Origin of the sequence: Corallococcus macrosporus DSM 14697, assembly GCF_002305895.1 — a bacterium.
GTDB classification, from domain to species: domain Bacteria; phylum Myxococcota; class Myxococcia; order Myxococcales; family Myxococcaceae; genus Myxococcus; species Myxococcus macrosporus.
In genome coordinates this window covers 8,338,655-8,362,207 of sequence record NZ_CP022203.1, presented here as the reverse complement: position 1 = coordinate 8,362,207, position 23,553 = coordinate 8,338,655, and the positions used below count along the sequence as shown (strand labels likewise).

The 23,553-nt window shown below is 72.1% G+C and carries 17 protein-coding genes and 1 pseudogene; 10 read left to right on the top strand and 8 right to left on the bottom strand.

The window, feature by feature from the left end:
- Positions 1 to 161: 161 nt before the first annotated feature.
- Both MYMAC_RS33955 and atpH read right to left on the bottom strand, forming a co-directional pair.
- A complete protein-coding gene (locus MYMAC_RS33955) occupies positions 162 to 1,640 on the bottom strand; it encodes a PAS domain-containing sensor histidine kinase (RefSeq protein ID WP_095961075.1) in 1,479 nt (492 codons plus the stop codon).
- Between the two features lie 146 nt (positions 1,641 to 1,786).
- On the bottom strand, positions 1,787 to 2,335 hold the full coding sequence (gene atpH, locus MYMAC_RS33950) for an ATP synthase F1 subunit delta (protein WP_013937323.1): 549 nt from the start codon (positions 2,333 to 2,335) through the stop codon (positions 1,787 to 1,789).
- A 191-nt stretch (positions 2,336 to 2,526) separates the two neighbouring features.
- Here atpH and MYMAC_RS33945 point away from each other — a divergent pair, with 191 nt between their 5' ends.
- The 4 genes from MYMAC_RS33945 (at position 2,527) to MYMAC_RS33930 (ending at position 9,424) form a co-directional block, all read left to right on the top strand.
- A complete protein-coding gene (locus tag MYMAC_RS33945) occupies positions 2,527 to 4,353 on the top strand; it encodes an Hsp70 family protein (RefSeq protein ID WP_095961074.1) in 1,827 nt (608 codons plus the stop codon).
- A gap of 70 nt (positions 4,354 to 4,423) precedes the next feature.
- A complete protein-coding gene (locus tag MYMAC_RS33940; RefSeq protein ID WP_013937325.1) occupies positions 4,424 to 5,587 on the top strand; it encodes a TIGR02266 family protein in 1,164 nt (387 codons plus the stop codon).
- Between the two features lie 75 nt (positions 5,588 to 5,662).
- Positions 5,663 to 7,870, top strand: coding sequence for a beta-propeller domain-containing protein (locus MYMAC_RS33935; protein ID WP_095961781.1), 2,208 nt, complete (start codon positions 5,663 to 5,665; stop codon positions 7,868 to 7,870).
- Positions 7,871 to 8,026: 156 nt separating this feature from the next.
- Positions 8,027 to 9,424, top strand: coding sequence for an MATE family efflux transporter (locus MYMAC_RS33930; RefSeq protein WP_095961073.1), 1,398 nt, complete (start codon positions 8,027 to 8,029; stop codon positions 9,422 to 9,424).
- A gap of 13 nt (positions 9,425 to 9,437) precedes the next feature.
- Here the strand turns inward: MYMAC_RS33930 and MYMAC_RS33925 are convergent, their stop codons facing one another.
- The 3 genes and pseudogenes from MYMAC_RS33925 to MYMAC_RS33910 form a co-directional block, all read right to left on the bottom strand.
- On the bottom strand, positions 9,438 to 10,151 hold the full coding sequence (locus MYMAC_RS33925) for an esterase family protein (protein ID WP_013937328.1): 714 nt from the start codon (positions 10,149 to 10,151) through the stop codon (positions 9,438 to 9,440).
- A gap of 113 nt (positions 10,152 to 10,264) precedes the next feature.
- On the bottom strand, positions 10,265 to 11,995 hold the full coding sequence (locus MYMAC_RS33920; protein ID WP_157770488.1) for a HEAT repeat domain-containing protein: 1,731 nt from the start codon (positions 11,993 to 11,995) through the stop codon (positions 10,265 to 10,267).
- Positions 11,996 to 12,583: 588 nt separating this feature from the next.
- Positions 12,584 to 12,966: pseudogene (locus MYMAC_RS33910) on the bottom strand (DUF6444 domain-containing protein); the annotation flags it as partial.
- A gap of 292 nt (positions 12,967 to 13,258) precedes the next feature.
- Here MYMAC_RS33910 and MYMAC_RS33905 point away from each other — a divergent pair.
- Complete coding sequence (locus tag MYMAC_RS33905) at positions 13,259 to 14,278, top strand: hypothetical protein (RefSeq protein ID WP_170114688.1); 1,020 nt, start codon at positions 13,259 to 13,261, stop codon at positions 14,276 to 14,278.
- Here MYMAC_RS33905 and MYMAC_RS33900 read toward each other — a convergent pair.
- Together MYMAC_RS33900 and MYMAC_RS33895 are read right to left on the bottom strand one after the other, a co-directional pair.
- Positions 14,260 to 14,976 (bottom strand): YqiA/YcfP family alpha/beta fold hydrolase, encoded by a 717-nt coding sequence (locus tag MYMAC_RS33900; protein WP_095961071.1) that lies wholly within the window; start codon positions 14,974 to 14,976, stop codon positions 14,260 to 14,262. The genes MYMAC_RS33905 and MYMAC_RS33900 overlap by 19 nt on opposite strands.
- A gap of 37 nt (positions 14,977 to 15,013) precedes the next feature.
- Complete coding sequence (locus MYMAC_RS33895) at positions 15,014 to 15,607, bottom strand: hypothetical protein (RefSeq protein ID WP_043710013.1); 594 nt, start codon at positions 15,605 to 15,607, stop codon at positions 15,014 to 15,016.
- A gap of 202 nt (positions 15,608 to 15,809) precedes the next feature.
- Between MYMAC_RS33895 and MYMAC_RS33890 the strand changes: the two genes are divergently transcribed.
- The 4 genes from MYMAC_RS33890 to MYMAC_RS33875 are packed head-to-tail and all read left to right on the top strand — an operon-like array spanning position 15,810 to position 22,229.
- Entirely contained in the window at positions 15,810 to 16,982 is a 1,173-nt protein-coding gene (locus MYMAC_RS33890) for an AAA family ATPase (protein WP_095961779.1), read from the top strand.
- Positions 16,979 to 17,452: a bpX5 domain-containing protein gene (locus tag MYMAC_RS33885; RefSeq protein ID WP_095961070.1), complete on the top strand. Its 474-nt coding sequence runs from the start codon at positions 16,979 to 16,981 to the stop codon at positions 17,450 to 17,452. The genes MYMAC_RS33890 and MYMAC_RS33885 overlap by 4 nt, the downstream gene beginning before the upstream one ends.
- Positions 17,449 to 19,269, top strand: coding sequence for a hypothetical protein (locus MYMAC_RS33880; protein ID WP_095961069.1), 1,821 nt, complete (start codon positions 17,449 to 17,451; stop codon positions 19,267 to 19,269). Before MYMAC_RS33885 ends, MYMAC_RS33880 begins: the two co-directional genes overlap by 4 nt.
- On the top strand, positions 19,266 to 22,229 hold the full coding sequence (locus MYMAC_RS33875; protein WP_095961068.1) for a bpX6 domain-containing protein: 2,964 nt from the start codon (positions 19,266 to 19,268) through the stop codon (positions 22,227 to 22,229). The genes MYMAC_RS33880 and MYMAC_RS33875 overlap by 4 nt, the downstream gene beginning before the upstream one ends.
- Positions 22,230 to 22,233: 4 nt before the next feature.
- On the opposite strand, the gene MYMAC_RS33870 is transcribed toward MYMAC_RS33875, so the two are convergent.
- Complete coding sequence (locus MYMAC_RS33870; protein WP_095961067.1) at positions 22,234 to 22,923, bottom strand: response regulator; 690 nt, start codon at positions 22,921 to 22,923, stop codon at positions 22,234 to 22,236.
- 351 nt (positions 22,924 to 23,274) lie between these two features.
- Here MYMAC_RS33870 and MYMAC_RS33865 point away from each other — a divergent pair, with 351 nt between their 5' ends.
- Positions 23,275 to 23,553, top strand: coding sequence for a hypothetical protein (locus MYMAC_RS33865; protein ID WP_238539974.1), 279 nt, complete (start codon positions 23,275 to 23,277; stop codon positions 23,551 to 23,553).

Genomic DNA, 23,553 nt, shown 5'->3' with positions numbered 1-23,553 from the left:
GCTGCAATGCGGTCCGCGCCACCCGGCCCGGGGCCGGCGGAGGACGCCCGTTCAGGGGTGGGACAGGCGGCGCGGGCCCGCCGCTCCAGGGGCGGGCGCGAGGCCGTGCCCGCCTACTCTGGCGCATCAGCAGCCGTTGAACCCGGGCGCCCCGGACGCCCTCAGTGCCCGGGCCCCTCGCGGGGCAGCCAGGCCGCGAAGCGCACGCCCCCCCCCGAGCCGGACTCCACCGCCAGCTTCCCGCCGTGCGCGAGGGCGATCTGCCGCGCGATGTAGAGCCCCAGGCCCAGCCCCTCCGGCTGGCCGCCGCGCTCCTTGCGGAAGGGCTCGAAGAGGGAGGCATGCTCCTCGGCGGCCACCGTGAGCCCCTGGCCCTGCACGCTCAGGGTGACGCCGCCCACGGCGCCGGCCGCGCGGAGCGTCACCGGCGCGTCGTCCGTCCCCTGCTGCAGCACGCTGCCCAGGAGGAGGTCCGCGAGCTGCGCCAGCCGCCCGGTGTCCCAGTGGCCGCGCAAGTCACCCTCGGCCTCCAGGCGGATGGCGCGCTGGGGGTGCTCGCGGCGCCGCTCCTCCACCACGCGCTCCACCACCGCGCTGAGGACGGCGGGCTCCGGCCGCAGCGCCAGGCCCCCCGCCAGCCGCGCGCGGGTGAAGTCCATCAGCTCCTGGAGCATCCGCTCCATCCGGCGGGCGGCCCTGGCCACCTGGCCCACCAGGGTGCGCTGGGGCTCCTCCAGCCCCTCCAGCCGCTGCAAGGTGCGCGTGCCCTGGTGCAGCGTCTGGAGCGGCGAGCGCATCTCCGAATCCATGACGCCCAGCAACTGGTGGCGGAACTGCTCGGCGCTCGCCGTGAGCTCCTCGGCGGCCTTGCGGCTGCGGATGTCCCAGACGGCGGCCAGCCGCACCTGCCGGCCCTCCCACGTCACGTAGCGGCCCAGCACCTCGATGGGCAGCCGCTGACCGTCGCGGCGCATGACGACCACCTCATAGGGCGTCTCCAGCCCGCGGCTCAGCACCAGCCCCACCTGCGAGCGGAACTCCGGGGCCACGCAGTCCGCCAGGTGCCGGCCAATCAACTCCGACGGCGACGCGTAGCCCAGGAGCTGCGTCAGCGCGCGGTTGGCGTCCAGCACGATGCCGTTGTCGTGCAGGAAGTGCCCGTCACAGGCCACGTCCGCCAGGCTGCGCATGTGCGACTCGCGCGCGCGCAGCCGCTGCTCCTCCAGGACGCGCTCCGTCTCGTCTCGCACCCACAGCGCCACCCCGGCCAGCACGCCGCCACTCAGCGCGGGGGACAGGCCCACCCGCAGGTGCCGTTCGCCCGCGGCGGGGGCCAGCACGCCCCGCACCGGCGCCTCCGTCACGTCCTCGCCGGACAACGCCCGGGCCAGCAGCGGCGACAGCGCCTGCGCCACCTGCGGCCACAGCTCCGTCAGCGGACGGCCCACGTGCGCGCGCGGCTCCAGGCCGGACAGCGCCGCCAGGGAGGCGTTCACCCACAAGGGACGCAGCTCCCGGTCCAGCAGCGCCACCCCGCACCCCGCCGCGCCCAGGAGCGCCCCCAGGAAGGGCCGCGCCTCCTCGGGCGCCGCCTGCGTGGACGGCCCTTCGGAATACCGGTGGAGTAGGGACTGCGGCATGGTCAGGTCGTCCAGGCGGCGCGGGTCTGTCCCGCGCCGCTGGCGAGTATACCGCTGTCAGGGTCAACTGGAAATACAGGTTAGCCCTGGACTGCGGGGTGATGCAGACGACCTGGAACGTTGGTTGCCCGGCGAGCGGGCGAGGCTCAGCGCTGCTTCAGCTCGCGGCGCATCTCTTCGAGCTGGGTGCGGATGCTGCCGTCGTACAGGATGCTGCCCACCTGGGCGGAGACCCCCCCCAGCAGGCTGGGGTCCACGCGCGTCTCCAGCAGGACGTTGCGCTGGGTGAGCTGCTGCAGGGTCTGCTGGAGCTGGGCCAGGGCGTCCGCCGGGAGCGGCGCGGCGCTGGTGACGTGGCCCCGGACGCGGCCGGCGCGGGCATCCGCCATGTCGCGGAAGAGGCGGGCGATGTCCGCCAGGTAACCCAGGCGGTTGCGGTCCACCAGCAGGCGGAGGGTGTTGGTCAGCGTGGGCTCCAGGCCGCCGGGGACGGCCTTCATCACCGACTCCACCACCCGCAGGCGCTGCTCGCGGGTGTAGGCGGGGTTGACGAGCACGTCGGTCAGCTCGGCGTTCTTCGCGATGACGTCGGCGAAGGCAGTGAGCTGCTCGGCGACGGCGTCAGTGCGGCCCGCCTCCGAAGCGACATCGAGGAGGGCGCGGGCGTAGCGGCGGGCGATCGACACGTTCACCATGGCGGTCGCGCCCTTAGCACGGGGACCTTCCCCGGGCAACGTCCCTGGCATCGGGGGGGCCTGTCGCCGGGCGCCCGCCCGCTGGCCCGGAGCGAGGCGCGGGAAAGCGACGCTTATCGGCAGGCAGGCGCGGGAAGGGGGCTTGGCGAGCTGGTGTGAACACCCGTAGGGTGGTGTCCTCTCGGCCCCCCATGCACGACCCCGTCATCGGCATCGACCTGGGTACTACCAACAGCGCCGTGGCGACCGTGGAAGACGGACGCCCGCGCCTGATTCCCGCGCGCGCGGGTGGCCGGTTGACGCCGTCCACCCTGGGCGTGAACAAAGCCGGCGAGCGCGTGGTGGGCGTCGCGGCACAAGCCCTGGCCGAGGAGCACCCCGACTCCGTCATCTGGGCCACCAAGCGTTTCCTGGGGCGCCGCTACACGCCGGAGCTGGTGCAGGAGGCGAAGGCGCTGGTGCCCTATCCGCTGGTGGCGGGCCCCGCCGGTGACGTGCGCGTGCGGCTGGCCGGGCGGGTGATGCCCGTCACGCAGGTGTCCGCGATGATTCTGGGCGAGCTGGCCCTGGACGCGCAGGCGCACTTCGGCCGGCCCGTCACCAAGTGCGTCATCACCGTCCCCGCCAACTTCGACGACAACCAGCGCCAGGCCACGCGCGAGGCGGCCAACATCGCCGGCCTGGACGTGGTGCGGCTGGTGAACGAGCCCACCGCCGCGGCGCTGGCGTACGGCCTGTCGCGCGGCTTCGAGGGCAACGCGCTGGTGTTCGACCTGGGCGGCGGCACCTTCGATGTGTCCATCCTGGAGGTGAAGTCCGGCGTCTTCGAGGTGCGCGCCACCGGCGGCGACCCGAAGCTGGGCGGCGAGGACTTCGACCAGCGCATCGTGCAGTGGCTGCTGGCGCAGGTGGACGATGAGCTGCGCCACGTGGTGTCGCAGGACGCGCAGAGCCTGCGCCGCCTGAAGGTGGCCGCCGAGCAGGCCAAGCGCGAGCTCACCGAGAAGGAAGAGGCGTCCATCTACGTCGCCGGGCTGGGGGACCACTCGGCGCCGGGCAAGCGGATGGCGGAGCTGGAGACGGTGCTGACGCGCGCCTTCTTCGAAACGCTGTCCGAGCCGCTGTCGCGCCGCTGCCTCGAGGTCTGCGAGTCGGTGATGCGCGAGGCGAAGATGGACCCCCACGCGGTGGACGTGGTGCTGCTGGTGGGCGGCATGACGCGCGTGCCGCTGGTGCGGCGGTTGGTGGCGGACTTCTTCGGCCGCGCCCCCTCCACGGACGTGCACCCGGACGAGGCCGTGGCGCTGGGCGCCGCGGTGCAGGCCGACGAGCTCATCCGCCAGTCCGGCCAGGCGCTGCTGCTGGACGTGGCCAGCCAGAGCCTGGGCGTGGGCGTCATGGGCGGGCGCGTGAAGCGGCTCATCCCGAAGAACACCGGCGTGCCCGTGGTGGCGCGCGACATCTTCTATCCCGGCAGCTCCGGCCAGCAGGAAGCGCGCATCCCCGTGTACCAGGGCGAGAGCGAGTTCCAGGACGAGAACTACAAGCTGGGCGAGGTGGTGCTCAAGCGCCTCCACGTCGGCGCGCGCGGAGACGTGCCGCTGGAGGTCGTCTTCGAGCTGTCCAGCGAGGCCATCCTGTCCGTCAAGGCCACCGACCTGACCACCGGCAACATGGAGGCCGTCCGGTTGGAGGCCCGTGCGGGCTTGCCCCAGGGCGAGGCGGAGAAGCTGGGCGCGGAGCAGGCCCACTACGCGCGCTCGCAGGGCGTGGTGGACGCGAAGCGCGCGGAGGAGCTGTTCCGCAAGCTGCTGGAGCGCGGGGAGAAGCTGGCGCGGCTGCTCCAGCGCAGCGCGCAGGAGAACCCCAGCCCGGAGGCGCAGGCCACGCTGGGCACGGTGCAGCGCCTGCTGGACGGCGGCCGCAGCGCCCTGGACGCGGGCAACGCGGCGCAGTGCGCCACCATCGCCAAGCAGCTCACGCGGTTGTTGTCCGGTCGCCAGGAGCCTCGCGCCTGAGCGTCCATCCCCCAACGGTGGCCCCGGGCGCCGGTGGCCTTGGCACCCCTTTCCCCCTATCCGTGAACGCATGAGCCCTCCTCCCAACGCGCGTGACACCGTGTTCGTGGTGGATGACTCCCGCACCGCCCGGGAGGTGGTGCGCCTGCACCTGACCCGGCTGGGCTGCGAGGCCGTGGCGCTGGAGGGCGGCGAGGCCTGCATGGCCGAGCTGGCGAAGCGCACCCCCGCGCTCATCCTGTTGGACCTGCGCATGGAGCGCATGCAGGGGGACGAGGTGTGCCGGCTGGTGAAGGCGCACCCGGCGGGGCGCAACGTGCCCGTCATCATGTTCACCTCCGGCGGCGAGCCGCACGAGGTGATGCACTGCTGGCGCGCGGGGGCCGATGACTTCCTGCCCAAGCCGGTGGCGCTGGGCGCGCTGGAGGCGAAGCTGGCCGCGGTGCGCCAGGCCCGGGAGCGCGCCCGCGAGGGGCCGCCGCGCGGGCGCCGCGTGCTGCTGGTGGAGGGCGGGCGCTTCCTGCACACCTTCCTGGGGGGCTCGCTGGAGCAGGAGGGCCTCCACGTCCTCTACGCCCGGGACATGGGGGACGCGGCGAACCTGGCGGCCGAACACGGCGCGCGGCTGGACGGCTTCGTGGTGGACGTGTCGCGCACGCCGCGCGAGGCGCTCGCCCTGGCCACGAAGCTCCATGACGCGCACCCGCGCAAGCCGCTGGTGCTGCTGTCGCGCGCGGAGGAGTCCCAGGAGGTGCTCGCCCGGGCGCAGGCGCTGGGCGGCGCGCCGCTGCTGGAGAAGCGCCACCTGGGCGCGGACGAGCTGCTCGGGCGCGTGCTGGCGCGGCTGGTGCCCGGCCATACGCCGCTGCGCGCCGCCGAGCGCGTGCCCTTCTTCACGGTGGTGGAGTTCACCCCCTCCAGCGGGGCGACGCTGTCGGGCTTCAGCCATGACGCGGGGCCGGGGGCGCTCTTCGTGCGCACCCTCACGCCCGCCCGCGAGGGCACCCGGCTGTCGTTGAAGGTGCTCCTGGCGGGACAGCGCGCGCCCTGCACCGCCGAGGCGACGGTGGCGTGGTCCAACCCGCCCCTGCCGCAGGGCGTCTTCCGGTCCGCGGTGGGCATGGGCCTGCGGCTGGAGCACCTGGACCCGGTGCTCACCCAGCAGTTCGTCCGCTTCGTGCCGCGGGGCCTCGGTTTTCCGGCTCCAGGTGCGCCACGCGCCTCAGGTTTCTGAGAGACCTCGGCGCCCGCAACAGGCCGCGAGGCCTGGGTTTCCCAGGTGGACACCGCGCTGGCACGCCGGTGGCAGGTGTCCCGGCCGCCGCTGGCGTGGCACCGGCGAGGCCCGGGGGCCGCCAGTGGGGCCGAAGTGAAAAGGGAGGGTCGAATGCGGCAGTGGAAACGCTGGAGCTGGGCCGGAGTGGTGGCGGTGGTCGCGGCGGGGTGTGATGAGGGCGGCACGAAGCTGTCCCCGGTCGACAACGAGCCCGTGCAGCAGGAGGCCCGGCTGGAGAGCTTCCCTGGCTGTGAGGCCCTGGAGCGTCACATCGAGGACACCGCGACGAAGCAGATGCGCGCGTCGCTGGAGGCCTACAAGCAATACGTCTACGCCGATGATGGCCGGGGAGGGGAGTCGCCGCCCACGACGGGAGCGCCGATGCCGCAGGAGGACAACGCCGGAGGCGGCGAGCGGCCCACCGACTACACGGGCACCAACAACCAGGTGGCCGGCGTTCACGAGGCCGACTTCGTGCAGAACGACGGCACGCGCATCTTCGTGCTGTCGGGCCCCCGGCTCTACATCCACCGCTCGTGGCCCGCGGAGCAGCTCACGCGCACGGCCGCGTTGGAAGTGGAGGGCTGGCCGCGCGAGATGCTGCTCGACGCCGAGCGCAACCGGCTGGTCATCACCTCGGCGGTGGCCGAGGACCGGCCAGGGACGACGGCGGGAGGCCGCGGCGGCGCGGACGTTCCGGTCATGGACTGCGCGGGCCTCGGCTGTGGCTACGCGTCCGGCAACACCGTGAAGGTGACGGTGGTGGACGTGGCGGACCTGGAGGCGCCGCGGGTGCTGGAGCAAATCTACCTGCCCGGTGGCTACCTCAGCGCCCGGCGCGTGGACAGCGCGGTGCGCCTGGTGTTCTCGGACGGGTTCCGCTGGCCGGCGGACGTGCGCCTCTATCCCGAGTATTCGCCGGGGCTCTTCAACGACCGGGACCGGCTGGTCGCGTATATCGACGGGCTCATCCAGCAGAACGAGCAGCGCATCCGCGCCCAGGCGCTGGAGTACTGGCTGCCGAAGGGCCGGCGCGTGACGGCGGAGGGCGAGGTGAAGCCGCTGTCGTATGACTGCACGTCGTTCTACCGCGCCAACGGGCCCACCGGGCTGGGCCTGGTGTCGGTGCTGTCGCTGAACCTGGACGCGAGTGATTCATCGCCTGGCCGGACCAGCGTGGTGGGGCAGCCCGGCGAGGTGTACGCGTCCCAGGACTCGCTCTACGTGGCGTCTCGCCACTGGTGGTGGTGGCCGGAGGCGGGCCAGACGACGCACACCTACCTCCACAAGTTCGACCTCAGCGACCCGGGCCAGGCCGCCTACGTGGGCAGCGGCACGGTGGAGGGCTTCATCATCAACCAGTTCGCCATGGACGAGCATGACGGCGTCCTGCGCGTGGCCACCACCGTGGAGGTGCCGCCCCAGGCGCACCCGGACAACGAAGGCGACACCGTGTGGACACCGCCGGAGACGGTCAACCGCGTGGTGACGTTCCGCGAGGAGGGCGGGCACCTGAAGGCGCTGGGCCGCAGCGAGGACCTGGCCCGGGGCGAGCGCATCTTCAGCGCGCGCTTCATGGGCACGCGGGGCTACGTGGTCACCTTCCGGCAGGTGGACCCGCTCTTCACCTTCGACCTGAGCGACCCGGCGAACCCGCGCAAGGTGGGCGAGCTGAAGATTCCGGGCTTCTCCACGTACATCCACCCGCTGGGGGACACGCACCTGCTCACCTTCGGCGAGCACCGCGCCGAGGACGGCACCTGGGAGGGCCGCGCCCTGAAGCTGTCGCTCTTCGACGTGAGCGACCTGGCGAACCCCCGGGAGACCTTCACGCACCAGCTGGGCTCCATGAGCAGCCACAGCGAGGCGCTGCACGAGCACAAGGCCTTCACCTACTTCCCCGCCAAGGGGCTGCTGGCGCTGCCCTTCACGGACTGGGATTACACCGCGTACGACTACTGGTCCGGCTTCCGCAGCGAGCTGCGCGTCTTCCGGGTGGACACGGCCACGGGCTTCTCGCCGGTGGGCACCGTCTCCATGCGGGACATGTACCAGGCGTTCAACTTCCGGAACTGGAGCTGGTACTGGCAGCCCACGGTGCGCCGCAGCATCATGGCGGACGACTACGTCTACACCATCTCCGACGCGGGGGTTCGCGTGTCCCACGTGGACAGCCTCCAGACGCCGCTGGTCACCGCGCCCTTCCTGCCGCCGGCGCCGTCCGGGCCCTGGGCGCCGTGACGCGCGGGTGACGGGGGCCTGCCCCCTGGGACGTCGGGTGTCCCAGGGGGACGTGTCCCGGAGGTGAAGTCAGGCCCTCCGGTCAGGCGAGGGGCGCCGGGGCGTCGGACGTGGGCAGCGCATTCCCTTCTGGAAGGCGCTATAGGCGCACTCCCCATGTCCACCGCCGTGTTGCCATCATCCTCCGTGAATACCCCCCGCACCGAGCTTCGGGCGCTGGCCCGGCTGGCGATTCCCATTGCCATCGCCCAGGGCGGGCAGGCGCTCATGGGGCTGGTGGACACGCTGGTGGTGGGCCGCGCGGGGACGGCCTCGCTGGCGGCGGTGGGCCTGGGCAACGGCCTCTTCTTCGCGGTCAGCGGCTTCGGCATGGGCCTGATGATGGGCTTCGACCCGATGATGTCCCAGGCCATGGGCGCGCGGCACTTCACCCGGGCCCGGGGCCTGCTCTGGCAGGGCGGCTGGATGGCGCTCTTCGCGGGGGTGCTGCTGGGGGCGCTGCTGTTGCTGACGCCGCCGCTGTTGTTGCTTGCCGGCATTGGCGAGGCCGAGGTGGCGGGCGCCCAGGACTACCTGGTGTGGCGGGCGCCCAGCATGCCGTTGATGCTGGCCTTCCTCATGGTGCGCTCGTACTGCCAGTCCACGGCCTACACGCGGCCGCTGGTGGTGGCGACGGTGACGGCCAACCTCTTCAACCTGGCCGCGGACGTGCTGCTGGTGTTCGGCGGTGAGGTGTTGCCGGCCGCCTTCGGGCCGCTGCGGGCCATCCCCGCCATGGGCGTGGCGGGCTCCGCGCTGGCGACGACGCTGTGCACCGCGGTGCAGCTGGGCGTGGTGGCGTTCGCGGTGCGGGCGCGGCCCCTGGCGGGCGCCGAGTCCTCCACGCGGCGGCCCGTGTGGGCGGACCTGTCCCAGGCGGTGAAGCTGGGCATCCCCATCGGGCTCCACTTCGCCGCGGAGATTGGCGTGTTCGCGCTGGCGGGGGTGCTGGCGGCGGGCCTGGGGCCGGCGAGCGTGGGGGCGCACCAAATCGCCATCTCCTTCGCGAGCGTCACCTTCACGGTGGCCATGGGCATTGGCAACGCGGGCAGCGTCCGGGTGGGCTGGGCGGTGGGGGCGCGCAACGGGCGGCAGGCGCGGCTGAGCGGCTTCATGGCCTTCGCGGGGGGCGCGGGCTTCATGGCGCTGGGCGGACTGCTGTTCGCGCTGTTCCCCACGCCCCTGGCGAAGCTGGCGGGCGCCCCCGAGGACGTGCTGCCGCTGGTGGTGCCGCTGCTGATGGTGAGCGCCGTCTTCCAGGTGTTCGACGGCGTGCAGGGCGTGGGCGCGGGCGTGCTGCGCGGGGCGGGCGACACGCGCTTCACCTTCCTGGCCAACATGGTGGGGCACTACGCCATTGGCCTGCCGCTGACGCTGCTGCTGGGCTTCAAGCTGGGCCTGGGCGTGGTGGGCATCTGGTGGGGGCTGTGCGCGGGCCTCATCGCCGTGGCCGTGGCGCTGCTGTGGCGCTTCAACCGGATGAGCGCGGGGGCGCTGCGTCCGGTCGAAGCGTAGCGGGACGCGGCGGCTACCAGGGCAGGTACTGCTGAATCATCTGCCGCCACACGGGCCAGTCGTGCGTGCCGCCCTGCCACACGGCCAGGTGGTTGCCGATGTCCTTCTTCCAGAGCAGGTTGGAGAGGTGCTCGTTGGAGGGGCGGCAGAAGTCGTGCTCGCCCACCGCCAGCACCATCTCCACGCGCTGGAGCGCGGCGAGCTGCGCGGGGTCCGTGAGGTTGGGCAGCCACTCCGTGCACGAGTGGAAGTAGACGTCCGGGTCGTGGTGGCCGTCGAGGAACTCGTTCGTCTCGAACTTGCCGCCCATGGACAGCAGGCGCCGGAAGACGTGCGGGTGGCGCAGGCCGACGTTGTACGAGTGGAAGCCCCCGAAGCTGCACCCGGCCAGCGTGAGGCGCCCGGCGGTGCCGCGGCTCTTGAGCAGGGGCACCACCTCGTGGAGGAGATAGTCCTCCCACTGCTGGTGGCGCTTGATGCGCTCCGCCGGGTGGATGGCGGTGTTGAACCAGGACTCCTCATCCACCGAGTCCGGGCACACCACGATGTAGCGGCCGGACTGGACGCGGTCGGCGATGGCGCCGATGAGGCCGAAGTCCTCGGCCTGGAAGAAGCGGCCCTTGCTCGTCGGGAGCAGGAGCACGGGCTCACCCGAGTGGCCGAAGATGAGCAGCTCCATGTCGCGGTGCAGCCGCTCGCTGTACCAGCGGTGGTATTCGCGGTTCATGGCGCGCAACTTAATCGCAAGGCGTCAACGGCCGCGACGGGAGTGCCATGGCCGTCCGCCGGACTGCCGGGAGTGAACACCTGGGCGGGTGTCTGGCTTTGCCGAGTCGGCGGCTACCCGCCCGCCGGTTCGTTGTGGCTCATACGGTCTTCTGGGCGTGCAAGGTGGTGGGACCACAGTTCCTCCAACAGGAGGGGGCAGCCCAGCCGCAGGCCCGCGTTCAGCAGGAGGCAGAGGTCTTCGTCCGTTCCTCCGTGGGAGAGTGCTTCGAGGGCCGCTTCGACTTCGGGAGCGACTGCCAATGGGCGGCTGAAGGATTTGAGGGCGTCCTCCCCTGACGTGGCGGCGCTGGCGAGCACCTGCGCGAACACGTCCCTGCTGGTGCCTCCGTCCAGCCGGCCGAGCCACCGGATGGCGTTGGCCTTCACGTCTTTGGATGGCGCTTCCGTGGCCATATGGCGGAGCAGTGTCAGCCATTCGCGCTGGCCTTGCTGGACCAGCCCCGCGGCGGCGGGGATGCGGATGTCGGGAGAGGACTCGTGGACCAGGGCGCGGAGCGTGTCCGTCCAGGCCGGGCCGGATTCGCCGAGCGCGACCAGACCGGAGACCGCGAGTCCGCGCATCTGCTCGTTCGCGCCGTGAAGCGCCGAGAGGAGCAGGGGGCGGTCCTCCGCGGTCGGCGTATGAGCCACGACATGCCGGAGGACCGTGTTGATGGGTGCCGTGTTTCCGGGATAGCGCCCCGCGGCGAGCGCCCAGCGGACGGCGGCGGAGCGGTCATGGTCCGACAGGTGCTCGAGCAAGTCGCTCCGGACCTCCGAGGCCATGACGGCATCGCAGAGGAAGGGGTACAGCACTCGGCGCTGAGCCACGTCCCAATCGAACAGCAGGTCCCTGGCCCAGGCGTATGCATGCGGGTGCTTCACCACGAGGCAGGGCACCCTGGAGGCCATGCTCTCCGTGCGTAGGGCTCGCTCGATGCGGAGCAGCAGGGGCTCCTCGCCCCAATGTGCAATCAAGTCGGGCAGGGGGAGCGACAGGGCCTCCGCGGCGCGCTGATGGAGCCCCGGGGCGGTGCGTGTGATTCGAGCCAGCTCATCACGGGAGACGCCCCAGTCCACGCGCAGCTCATCCCAATCAGGGGCCTCGGCGGCCCACTCCGTGAAGAGCGGCCAGACTTCAGGCCGCTCCCTCCATGCGAGCGCGACGCAGAGGTTGAGCCGTTGGCAGGAGTCCACCTGCTCCTCTTGGAGGAGGTGACGGTCAGCGTGGTACCAGCGCGCGAAGAGCCACTCCGGGAAGGCGGGCGGCTGATTGACGACACTCCGGGAGAGGATGGGGAGAAGCGTGGAGCCTCGGTTGAGCCGGGATACGGGTGCGCCTGTCGGCCGGGAGCGCTTCGGGGACTGTGGCGCGCTGGGATTTCGACGTTGCGCGACGAGCAGGTAGGCGCGGAGCCCGGGAGAGAGTCGAAGGAGGGCCTCCTCCATGGCGGGGCCAAAGGACGCGAGCCGTGCGAAGGAGAGCAACTGGAGGACGACGAAGGCCGGGCCGCTGCGGTCGCGTGACTCCGCGTCGAGATGGAGGAACTCCTGTTCCGAGAGTTCGAGGCCGTGTTTCGCTCCAGCGCGCAGCGCGAGGTCCCGGAGGTAGAAGTCCTCGTTCGGATTGAGCAGGAGCTCGCGGAAGAGCGGGAGTTGCTCGACGCCGCCGAAGCTGCCGAGCATCCAGACGATGCGCCGCCGCGTGTCGAGGCTCTCGGGCGGCGTCGCGTTCAGGAGGGAAATCAACTGCGCGCGGATGCTCTCGCGCGAGGACCACACCAGACTGGGAAGCGAGGTCAATTCAGACGCCGAGTTGGGTCCGGCTGGCGAGACCGGCTGCGAACACGCAGGAAGTGCCAGTCAGCCTAACGATGGCGCTCCCTGTAGGCAATCCCACGCCTTGGTTGATGACGCGCGCGGACAGGTCGATGGCGTGAGCCAGTCTGCCCCGCAGTCTCCACTCCCGGACATACCGTAACCGTTCAGGGGGGAGGCCGTCGTCGGCGTGTGCAGCCCGTGGTGGATGCACAGGAGAACCCCAGCGAAGCTGGAAGCAATCGCCAAGCGTCGCAACGCAGCGCAGAAGGACGGGAGGCCGGCGGTCTTCGAGTGCGGTCGCCGACCTCGCGGAGCGGCTACACGGAGCGGTGCATGCGTGCCCCGGCGAGACGATGGCTGTCCTTGCCGCTCGCATGGGCGAGAAGTCTCGGGCGCTGCACCGGCCGATGATGCGCTTGAAGAGGGAGGGCCGTGTGCGCAGCGCCGGCGAGCGAAACGCGACGCGCTACTTCCCAATGGGAAAGAAGGCCGCGTAGCGCTCAGGCCGCGGCGAAGAGCGAGGGTGGGGGCGCCCCCGTCCGTGCGGCGGTGCAGCAGGCCGTCAGGAATTCGAGCACATTCTTCTCCGGCCTTGAGCGGCGGTAGCTCCACCGACGGGTCGTGACGCTCCCGCGAGCCGCCTTCGGTTGAGAGGGGGCCCAGCGATGCTCACATGCGGACGGGAAGAGGTGCTTGAACTCGCTCACCTTCTCCTCGGCAACCAGCGCGCGTGTCAGCCCTTCGTGTCCAGGCTGACCACCGCGCTTCTTCCCACTCCCGCTCGGCCTGCGCCGCTCGGCCTTCTGCCCCGGCGTGTCGCTCGATGGCGGCCGATTTGAATTGCCCGAGTTGCGACGCAACTGCTCCCGCAGCTCCTGCACCAGTCGAGTCAGCTCCTCGACTTGACGCTCGAGCTCCGCGATGCGCGCATCCTTGGGGGCGACCTCTGCCACGACAGGCCATGTCCCATGTCCCCCGCCGCGTCTGCGAGCGACAAGCCCCCCGCCGGCTGCTGGCCTGCTCCTTCTTCAACCGCCCATCCCCCTGAACAGTTACCGCGAGCTGGCCCAGGTTCAGCTCGACGCACTTGATGAGCCGTGACGACGGCGGACGCGGCGGCGAACCTGCCGTCCAACGCCTCGCCAAGGCAGACGCGCCCACAGGCGGACTCGGCGCTGGAGGCGAGGGGGCGCCTACCTCAAGAAGCCTGTCCCTGGAATTCACGGCTATGGTTCACTGTGAGTCATGACGCGACTCCAACTCGTGGTCGTCCTCCTCCTGGTCTGCCCGCTGCTGGGCGCCGCGCCCGTGGTTCCCAAGAAAGGTGCTCCCGTGTCCCCACCCGTGCCCGCCGTACGCTTCGAACTCTACCGCGCAGTCGATCGTGGCGACCCGAAGGCGGGGAGCGACGTCCACATCGGCGCGGACGGGAAGCGCTACGGCATGGGGCGGGAGGACTACCGGCCATTCATCGAGCGGTGCGAGCTCGTGCCCCCCGCGGGCGTGGACCCGCTGGCCCTGGAGCTCGTCTTCCTGCCCTACTTCCGCGAGCAGAAGCCCTCGACCACGCTGGCCGCGTACTTCAAGGCGCAGGCGGTGGGGGCGTCCAAGCTCCGTGAGCTGCTCCCTCGTGACCTGACCGGCTACCTCCGCTCTCCAGCGGAGGAGCGGCGCTTCTTCTCCACGCTCATCGAGCCGGAGACCCAGCCCACGAGCGTCCTCGTCGTCTGGAACGGTGACACGCAGTGGTACGTCGACAACGTCTTCTATCACCTCGAGCGCGCCGACGGCTGGACGCGGCGGGACTGCACCGACGTGGTCGAAGGCTCGCTCCAGGACTTCCTGCGCCACTCACCGCTGATTCAACCGCGGTTGAACGAAGGGCTCTCCGGGCTCAGCCACCCCGAACGGCCGGAGCGGTTCTCCGCGAAGGACATCGTGCTCACGCTCCAGAAGACACCCGGCATGCCCGGCACGCGGGACTTCTGGCTCGAGGTCCACGCGGATGGGCGCTTCATGTTCTCGCGGACCGTGCGAGGGACCGACGCCCATCGGCTCACCACGCTGCTCATCGCGGCGCGCCGGCTGAGGGTGAGCGACAACGGCCGTCAGGCCGCACGGCCCCCCGCGCATGACGAGCAGGTGACGACCCTGTCGTGGCAGGTGGACGGGCGGCGCACCCAGGTGACGCTGGGCCGAGACACGCCGTACAGCGTCATGCAATTCGCCCGGCAGATGGCCGCCGCCTACGGCATCGAACTCTGAGCGCGCGCGGCCCGGGCGCCCCAGGGCTGGAGGAACACCTCGGTCTCCTCCAGAATCGTCGGCAGTGACGCCGTGAGCTCGTGGCCATCGTCCACCTCCACCATCCGGACGTGGCGCTTGCCCTCCGCCCACTGGCGCGAGGTGCGCACGTCGCAGGTGTCATCCTGCCGGCCGTGGATGATGAGCGTCGGCACCCGCACGTCGGGCCAGCCCCCCGTGCGCGCGTCCACCCCCTCCGCGTCGGCGATGAAGCCCGAGTGGATGCGCACCTTGCGCTGGGTCACGAAGTCGTCCGTCTCAATCCAGCCCGACGTCTCCCAGTGTCGCCACGCCGCGTCCCCCATCCGCCTGCGGAGCTGCGGGACGACGCGGAAGGCGGGCGCCAGCAGCACCAGCGCGCACACGCGGGCGTCCTGCTCCGCCACCCGGGCCGCCGTGAGTCCCCCCAGGCTGGAGCCCAGCAGCACCACCCGCTCCTCGGGGCCGCCCATCGCCGCCAGCACCGTGTCCAGCATGGCGCTCAGCCGGAGCTGCTCCAGGGACGGGACGCGCAGGTTCAGCCGCTCCACCGCGATGCCCTGCTCGGCGTAGTGCCGGGCCACGGCCACGCCCTTCTTCGAATCCGGACCCGAGGCGAAGCCGTGCAGATACAGCCAGCGTGGCCCCACGGCGGAGGGCGATGTCGTCGAGGCGCTCATGACGGGCGCACTCTAACGGGCGCTCGGGCCCCTTGCCTCAGATGCGCAACACCGGCCCGGCAATCACCGACTGCATCAGCCTGGCGCACTGGTTGAGCGCGTTCGACGTCAGCTTCACGTCGCAGAACTGGAAGCCCGTGGAGACGGAGATGCCCCAGGTGTCGCTGAACCAGCCGTCCACGCCCACCCGGAAGGCCATGCTCGTGGTGTCGATGTTCTCCCGCAGCCACGTCCCCACGTCATCCGGTGTGAAGGTGCTCCCCCAGCTCTTCGACAGCCGCGCCCCCACCCACGGGGTGATGGGCTTGTCCTGGAAGAAGCGCAGCCGCGCCTCGATGCCCACCGCCCGGTAGTCGAGCTGCGCGCGCTCCCACTGCCCAGCGCGCATCGCGTCCGGGAACTGCTGGCCCCACGTCTCGGAAATCTCCGCGAGCAGGCCCACCGACAATCCCGGCGGGGTCTCCAGGCCCAGGTACCCGTGCAGGGCCGGGCCCTTCGTGCGGAAGTCGCTCAGGTGGTCCAGGGTGATGCCAGCGCCCAGCGATGCATAGCCATTCCAGCCCGCCGCCACCGCTTCCGTTCCCACACACAGCACGCCCACCACCGCCACCCACGTCGACTGCTTTCTCATGCGTTGCAGTCTATGCCTGGAGGGCGGCCCGGGGGACTCCCAGCGCCGCTGCGTGTCATGAAATCCGGCAGTCGCGCGCGCCGAGGCGGGGTCATGCGCATCCCCGCGGACAGTCCAGCTACTGCCGCCCTGTCGGAAGGGGGGCGGGGAGGGGGGCTGCACGCGCTTTCGGAGGGCAAGTCCGGCGGCTAGGGTTGTGTTCATGGCCAGCTCCTTCGAATCCGCCGCCTCCTCCGTTCGTGATGCGCTCGCCAGCGCGGGACGGGGCCTGGTCGAACGCGAGGCGATGGTGGAGCTGGTCGCGCTCTCCGCCGTGGCGGGGGAGCACCTGCTCGTTGTCGGCCCGCCGGGCACCGCGAAGAGCGAGGCCGTGCGGCGCACCGCGCGCGTCCTGGGCGGCTCCTACTTCGAATACCTCCTGGGCCGCTTCACCGAGCCCTCGGAGCTCTTCGGCCCCGTGGACCTGCGCAAGCTGCGCGAGGGCATCGTCGCAACGGAGACCCAGGGCATGCTGCCCGAGGCCGAGGTCGCCTTCCTCGACGAGGTGTTCCTCGGCTCCACCGCCATCCTCAACACGCTGCTGGGCCTCCTCAACGAGCGCACCTTCCGGCGCGGCCACACCCGGATGGCCTGCCCCCTGCGTGTCTGCGTGGGCGCCTCCAATGCCCTGCCGGAAGACGAGTCGCTGGCCGCCTTCGCGGACCGCTTCCTCGCGCGCATCTTCGTCGAGCCCGTGCCGGACCCCCGCCTGGAGGAGCTGCTCGCGGGGGGCGCTTCGCTGTGGGGCGAGGCGGAGGCGCGGACCACCTCGTTGGCGTCGCTGGATGTGATTGCCCAGGCCGCGCGCGAGGCGGACCTGTCCGGCGTGCGTCCCCACCTGGCCCATGCGCTGCGCACGCTGCGCGCCGCCGGGGTGGCGCTCTCAGACCGCCGCGCCGTGAAGGTGCAGAAGCTCATCGCCGCCGCCGCCGCGCTCGCGGGCCGGCGCACGCCAGGCACCGCGGACCTGTGGCCGCTCGTGTACGCCGTACCGACGAAGGAGGCGCAGGCGCTGGCTCGGGAGGTGCTGCGGGACGTGCTCGCCGGGGCGGAGAACGCGGCGCTGCCCGCGGCGGCGCTGGAGGCCAGCGCGGGGCCCCTGGCGCGGGCGCGGCGCATCGCCTCGGCGGGGCAGGCGCTGCTGGCGGAGCGGCCCGGGGACGACGACGCCGAGGCGCTCTCCGCGTGGCGGCTCAAGCTGGAGGGCGTGGCGCGGGAGATGGACGCGGGCTTCGCGCCCGACTCCCTCCCCGAGGACTTGAAGGTGCTGCGCGCGGAGGTCGCGGGCGTGCTCACCTCCGGCGCCGGGTCCTCCGAGGTGGAGGTGGCGGTGTGAGCGCGCTGGCGCCGGGTGGCGGTGAGGCCGCTCGCGTGCCGGTGCGGTGGCGTTCGCGCGCCGAGCCGCTGGAGCCCCTCGCCGTCGCCGGGGAAGGCGCCGTGGCCGTGGCGCTCGCTCGCCGAATCCTCGCGGAGGACGACGCACGCCTCGCCCATTGGGAAGGTGTCGCGGGGCCGGGCCTGCTCGTGCTGCTTGGCGCTTCAGCGTCGCTGCCGTGGGTCGACGGCGCGGTGTACCTGGGACGCGATGACGCCGCGCCTTCGCTCCTGGTGCCCTGCGCGCTGGCGCCCGATGTGGCGGCGCCGCTGTTGGAGCGCGCCTTGCTCGCCCAGGCGCACGGAGGAGGGACGCTGTTGGCGGTGCTGCCCGCGTCCCTGTCCATGGTCAGCGTGGCGGCCGCGCGGTCCGTGTCCCGTGTCACGCTTCAAGCGTGGCTGGACGCGAGCGCGCCCCGGGGCTCGCCATGACCGCGTTGCCGCATGCGCTGCGCCCCTGGGCGGAGAGCCTTTCGAAGTTCCCCCTGGACGCGGCGCTGCACCTGGGCCCGCTGGTCGCCCGGTTGTCCGCGGCGCTCGGGCCGCTGCGGGCGCCCTCGGAGCGGGAGGGGGGCGAGCCCCAGGGGTACGACGGCCTGTCGCGAAGAGGCGCCTTCGACCGGCTGCTGGTGAGCGAGTGGCTGTGGGCCCTGGAGGCCCCCGACGAGCTGGTGCGCCGCGCCGCCTTCGGAGAGCTGTCCTTTCTCAAGCCCGCGTTCCGCGAGCCCCGGCGCGCGCACCGCACGGTGGCGTTGCTCGACGCGGGGCCTGACCAGCTCGGCGCGCCCCGCCTCGCGCACCTCGCGTTGCTCATCGTCATGGCCCGCAGGGCCCAGGCCGCGGGCGCCCCCTTCACCTGGGGCGTGCTTCAGGCCGACCCGAAGGGGGGCGCCTTCACGGACGTGACGCCCGCCACGGTGGGCGCCTGGCTGGGCGCGCGTGACACCGCGCCGCCTTCCGCTGAGCGTCTCGTGGCCTGGCGGGAGGCGCTTGGGCTCGACGCGAGGACGATGGACGTCTGGCTCGTGGGGGCGCCCCGCCTGTCCCGGCTGGCAGGCGCGGAGTCGTTCTCACGCATCGAGGTCTCGGAGGTCCTGGCCCCCGAGGTGCGTCAGCTCGCGGTGGACGTCCGCGCCGTATCGCGCGCGCCGCGCTCCGTGGTGCTCGACCTGCCGCCGCCCGGTGACAGCGTGCGGTTGTTGAGAGACCCGTTCCGTGCCCGCGTCGCCGCGCCCGTGAAGACGACGCAGAGCACGCGGGTGTCGCGGTTTGCTTTTTCCGCGGATGGCCGCCGGCTGCTGCTCTTCTATTCGGATGGAAGCGTGGGCGCCATGGCGCTGCCCAACTCCCCTCGGGCCACCGTGGCGCGGCCCCAGCGAGTGAGACCGCAGCGCGGTGAGACCTTCCTGGGCGCGGGGTGGCGGCGTCAGGGCGGCCTGCTCGTGCTGGCGAAGAAGGCGGGTGACTACGTCTTTCGGGGACAACTGCAACACCGCATCATCTACCACCCGCGCGCGGTCTTTCCCTGGGGCCTGCGCGACACGCAGTCGCACCCGCCGGTTCCCGAGGCGGGGCAGCGGCTGGGGAGGCTGACGACCTACCTCAATGCCCTCAACCGGGAGTGCGTGCTCCTCGTGGGACTGGATGACAACCTCTACTGCTTCGAGGAGGACCCGGCCACGCGCCGCGTGGTCTCCGCGCTGGTGGCACGAGACGTCATGACCGCTGCTCATGTCAGGGGCGTCAACATGGTCGTCACGCGCGATGGCCAGGTGGGGCCCGGGAGCGGCGTACGGCTGGGCATCGTGAGCCCCAATGAGGTGAGCCAGGTGCCGCTGGAGGACTCGCGAATCGGCACCGTCTGGTTCGGTGCGTCGCACCACCCGGGCCATTCGGACGCCGGGTTGATTGCCGTGAACAACGAGCCAGGTGTGTGGGGCCTGCACCATCGGAAGGCGGTGGAGGTCGTGACGTTGCCGCCCGGCTTTCGGGCCGTGGGCGTCGGGGCCTTTCCGGGGCCGGAAGGGCTGGCGGGGCTGCTGGCGCTCGAACCAGACCAGCGGAGCTTCTGGAGCATGGGCGCGCATCATCAGTCGAAGCTGGTGGTGGCCGCCGCGGACGTGGTCCACGCCGAAGCCAGTCATGCGGTGCCTGTGCTCGCGTGGCTGACGACGGAAGGTGAGTTGGTGCTGTATCACCTGGAGCACAACGTGGTGCTGTGCCGCATCCAGACAGGAGGCGGCGTATGAGCACGGCGCGCGCCGGGCTGCTGCGGCCCCGACAGCAGGTGCACCGAGGCACCGTCAAGGCCTCGGCCCTCTGGCTCGACCCGGCGCTGCTCGGCGAGGCGGAGGCGCGCCGCCGCATCCTGGCGATGTGGTCCCCCACCGTGTCCGTTCACGCCGTGGCGGGTGGATATCTTGTGGAGTTGTCCACGCCGCGCGTGGTGGCGTGTGACACCGCGCCCGGGTTGCCGCTCACGCGGGAGCACGGCGTGCTCACCTCCGCGCCGCTGTCCCAGGCGGAGCGCCGGCACCCGAGCCTCCATGAAGACACGGTGGTGCTGGTGCTCGGCGGGCAGGCCCAGACCTTCTCCGCCGGAGCGCTGCCTCGGGTGGACGTGTCCGCCTGGCTCGAGGTGTCCGGGTGGCGGCTCCGGGCTCCGGAGACTCTGGGCGCGCCGCCGCCGCCCGTGGCCGTCCTGGAGCCCCTGCCGCCGCCGTCGCGCGAGCGCTTCGGCCCAGGGGTGCCCGAGCCGTCACCCGAGGCCCAGGCCATGCTCGCGCGCATGGAGGGGCGCGCCGTCACCGCGCCGGCCCGCGGTCCGGGCTGGTGGGCGCGGCTGCGCGCGAAGCTCACGCCCGAGGGGACGGTGGGGCGCGCAGGCGCTGATGGCAGGCTCATTCGGCCCGGGTGGTTGACGCGGCTGCGCGCGCGCTTCTCCAACCCGGGGACGGCCTCCCGCGAAAGTGGCGGCACCGGAGGCGGACGGCCCGGGTGGCTGGCGCGGCTCGGGGCCACGCTCCGGGGGGCTGGAGCGCACGGGCAGCAGCCGGGGAGGACGCCGTCGGCTGGATGGCTGGCGCGGCTGGCCGCGATGCTCCAGGGTTCTGCCCGTGACGCGGCGCCGCGTGCCCTGCCACCGTCCGCGCCCGCCGCGCCTCGAGGGCCGAGCCCCTGGGGCAGGCTGTCCGACTGGATGCTGCGCAACACCTTGCTCGGCGAGTGGGTCCGGCAGCGCAAGACGGAGTACGTGCGCCGCCTCTTCGAGATGTTCGAGGAGGGCGACCTGCACGAGGCGCTGCGGCACGCCATCCCGCTGAGCAAGGAGATGAGCGACGGCGCGCGCGAGGCCCTGGGGCTGCCGGGCCCGCGGGAGCAGCTCACGCTCCAGACCCAGGCGCGTGGCGGCGCTGGCGCCGTGTTCGCGGGAGGGCCGGACCTCTACTCCGCGCTCCAGCAGCGCTACCGCGAGGCCTTCCGCCGCTTCGAGCGGGAGGGCCGCTTCGATGAAGCCGCCTTCGTCCTGGCGGAGCTGCTGGGCGCCGTCGAGGAGGCCGTGTCCTTCCTGGAGCGGCACGGCCGCTTCAAGCTGGCGGCGGAGCTGGCGGAGGGACGCAAGCTGGAGCCCGGCATCGTGGTGCGCCAGTGGTTCCTGGCCGGGGACGTGGCCCGCGCCGTCGCCATCGCCCGGCGCAGCGGCGCCTTCGCGGACGCGGTGGCGCGGCTGGAGCGCTCGAATCCACCGGAGGCGCGCGCGCTCCGGTTGCTGTGGGCGGAGACGCTCGCGGAGGCTGGTGACTACGCGCGCGCCATCCAGGTCGTGTGGCCGGTGGCGCAGAACCGTGAGGCGGCGCGCACCTGGTTGGAGCGAGGCGTGGCGTGTGGGGGCGCGACGGGCGTGCGGCTCCTGGCGATGTGGGCCACGGCGTTTCCGGATGGGCTGACAGCGGCGGGCGAGCGGGTGCGCGAGCTGCTCGAGGACGATGCCCCAGGGCGCGCCTCCGAGCGCTTCGTCTTCGGTCTGGCGCTGGTGGAGGAGGCGCCCTCCGCCAACCGCACCGCACTGGTGGTGCCCACGCTGCGCGCGCTGTTGAGGGACAGGGCGGCGGGCAACGCCCGCTTCACCTCGGACCTGGACCTCATCAAGCGCCTGCTGGCCGCCGCGCCCGACGGCACCCTCCGCACGGACCTGCCGACGCTGGGCGACTGCGTTCACCCCGCCTGGCGCGATGACCACGCGCGGCCCCGCGCCGAAGCCACCGTCTGGGCCTCCGACGCGGGGACCTTCACGATTCATGACGCGGTGGTGCTGCCGGATGGCCGCCTGTTGTACGCGCTGGGCGAGGCGGGAGCGAGGCTGGTGCGCGCGGACGGCGGGACGGTGGCCCACTTCGACGTCCCGGCCTTCTGCCTGGTGCCTTCCCGGCATGGAGACCGGGTGCTGGCGCTCGCGAGGCGGGGCGACGTGTGGCGGCTGTCCCGGCTGGACCTGGTGGCTCGCAGGAGCAGGCCGTGGTGCGACGTGGCGTTGACCGCGTGGGCGCCAAGCTATGATGGTGACGTCTGGTTCGTGTCCCAGGACACCACGGTGATGATGGTGGATGCGCTCGCCTCCGGCTTCCGCGCGCTCTGGAGCGTCCCAGGCTTGGAGCAGGCCGCGATCTGCCTCGCGGCGGATGCCACGCATATGAGCTTCTGTGTCGGCAAACGGGAGAGGTGGACGTACGCGCTCGCGGACGGGCCCACGCTGCGAGACCGGTCGGCGCTGCCACCCGAAGTCATGGACCCGCGCCGCGTGCTCGTCGCCCAGTCCATGGTCCCGGATGGGGAGACGGCCATGCTGAGCATGGAGTTCCCCCCTCGCTCCGAGGCCCCGGCCGATGGCGTGACGCCGCTGATGTTCCGTGTGAATTGGATGCAGCCCGTCTCACTCCGCAGCCGGGTCTGGACGAAGCCCGACGATGAGCGGCGCAAGGGCATCCTCATCTCACGGGAGTGGTGTCTGGAGTTGCTGGCTCTGGGGACGGACTGGCGGTTTCAATTGACAGACAGGCAGGGCACCTTGCGCGCCGTGCTGACGTTCGAAGGAGACGTCCGCCCGGAGGCGCGGTTCACCGACGGCCTGTTGCTGACCTTCGACGCGGGCGGCAGGGGTCTTTGGTTGGATTTGGAGAGCGGTGAGCTCCGCCACCTGCCGGTGGTTTGAGCCCTCAGGTTCCGTGGCGCAGGTGCGGTGACAGCGTGACGTCGTGGACGATGAGCCGGCGCTGCGTGTCGTCCACCTCCAGCTCCACCTGGACGCCGTCCACCGTCACCAGCAGCGAGGGCGGCGTCCCCGGGAGCGCCATCAGCCAGGTGGAGGCCAGCGGCAGCTCGGTGCCGACCAGCTCCGCCGCGCGCAGCAGGTGCAGCCGCACGGCGTGGCCCAGGGGGCCGGGCAGCGTGCGCAGGGGGAGGCAGACGTCCTCGGGCAGGTGCAGCGCGTAGGGCTCGGTGGCGGCGCGCTCCGGAAGCGCGGGGAGTCCCCGAAGCTGGGCGCGCAGGGCGCCGTCCACGGCCTCGGGGGTGTGGGGTTTGCGCAGGTAGCCCACCACGCCATCCAAGGGGGGCTCCTGGCCGCTCAGGGCCCCGGAGAACATCAGCACGCCCAGGTGGCGCAGCCGCGCGTTGGTCCGGAGCTGGCCGTAGAGCTCCCACCCGTCCATGCGGGGCATCAGCAGGTCCAGGAGGATGAGGTCGGGGTGGCTGGCGCGTGGCCGCGTGCACAGCCACTCCAGGGCCTCCTGGCCGTCCGCCGCGTGGGAGACCTTCACGCCCTCCGCGCGAGCGACGACGTCCAGCCGCTCGCGCCAGGCGGGCTCATCCTCGACGAGAAGCAGGTGCTGGAGCGGCCGGGACATGGTGGCGACAAGAGGCGAGGCGTCACAGATACCCCGCCGCGTGGGGGCGCGCCAGCACTGCGCGCACGCGGCGTCCGATGACGGACACCCCGAGGGCGGGTGCCTCCCCGGGGCGCTGGGATACGCTGATACCCACCTGAGGGGGATGTCTGTGAAACACGAGACATCCTCATGGACACGGAAGCGACGTGCGCCATCGACGTCGCGGGCCGCCGTTCCGCCTCGCCGGGATGTCTGGCACTCCACAGCGAGGTGAGGGGTTGCCCCCGCATGGCGCTGGAAACAGACGTCAAACATGCACTCCTGGTACGGCTTGTCGTCATCGCCACGGCTCGTCAGTCTGAGACGACCATGGCCCTTCGACTTCAGCTCGCTCCCCGGGCACTCCGGACCCTGGCAGGCTGTCCGACTCCGGTGCGAGAGAAGCTCCAGTGTGAGCTGGGCGCTCTCGCCGCGGGCCTTCCGCTCGACGGGCCCTTGAGGTCGGACCAGGGTGGGTTGGTGGTGCTCGACTCGGGGTTTCGCGTCCGCTACCAGCTCGACCTGGGGCGCGGCTTGTTACGGCTGACACATGTGGCCGCGCCAGCCCTGCCTCAGCTCTGGCCCGAGGTGCCACCGGCCGGCCGGTAG

Bases quoted from the DNA above. Each gene is read 5' to 3' on its own strand.
- MYMAC_RS33955 (WP_095961075.1), bottom strand. From the start codon at position 1,640: ATGCCGCAGTCCCTACTCCACCGGTATTCCGAAGGGCCGTCCACGCAG.
- atpH (WP_013937323.1), bottom strand. From the start codon at position 2,335: ATGGTGAACGTGTCGATCGCCCGCCGCTACGCCCGCGCCCTCCTCGAT.
- MYMAC_RS33945 (WP_095961074.1), top strand. From the start codon at position 2,527: ATGCACGACCCCGTCATCGGCATCGACCTGGGTACTACCAACAGCGCC.
- MYMAC_RS33940 (WP_013937325.1), top strand. From the start codon at position 4,424: ATGAGCCCTCCTCCCAACGCGCGTGACACCGTGTTCGTGGTGGATGAC.
- MYMAC_RS33930 (WP_095961073.1), top strand. From the start codon at position 8,027: ATGTCCACCGCCGTGTTGCCATCATCCTCCGTGAATACCCCCCGCACC.
- MYMAC_RS33925 (WP_013937328.1), bottom strand. From the start codon at position 10,151: ATGAACCGCGAATACCACCGCTGGTACAGCGAGCGGCTGCACCGCGAC.
- MYMAC_RS33905 (WP_170114688.1), top strand. From the start codon at position 13,259: ATGACGCGACTCCAACTCGTGGTCGTCCTCCTCCTGGTCTGCCCGCTG.
- MYMAC_RS33900 (WP_095961071.1), bottom strand. From the start codon at position 14,976: ATGAGCGCCTCGACGACATCGCCCTCCGCCGTGGGGCCACGCTGGCTG.
- MYMAC_RS33895 (WP_043710013.1), bottom strand. From the start codon at position 15,607: ATGAGAAAGCAGTCGACGTGGGTGGCGGTGGTGGGCGTGCTGTGTGTG.
- MYMAC_RS33890 (WP_095961779.1), top strand. From the start codon at position 15,810: ATGGCCAGCTCCTTCGAATCCGCCGCCTCCTCCGTTCGTGATGCGCTC.
- MYMAC_RS33880 (WP_095961069.1), top strand. From the start codon at position 17,449: ATGACCGCGTTGCCGCATGCGCTGCGCCCCTGGGCGGAGAGCCTTTCG.
- MYMAC_RS33875 (WP_095961068.1), top strand. From the start codon at position 19,266: ATGAGCACGGCGCGCGCCGGGCTGCTGCGGCCCCGACAGCAGGTGCAC.
- MYMAC_RS33870 (WP_095961067.1), bottom strand. From the start codon at position 22,923: ATGTCCCGGCCGCTCCAGCACCTGCTTCTCGTCGAGGATGAGCCCGCC.
- MYMAC_RS33865 (WP_238539974.1), top strand. From the start codon at position 23,275: ATGGCCCTTCGACTTCAGCTCGCTCCCCGGGCACTCCGGACCCTGGCA.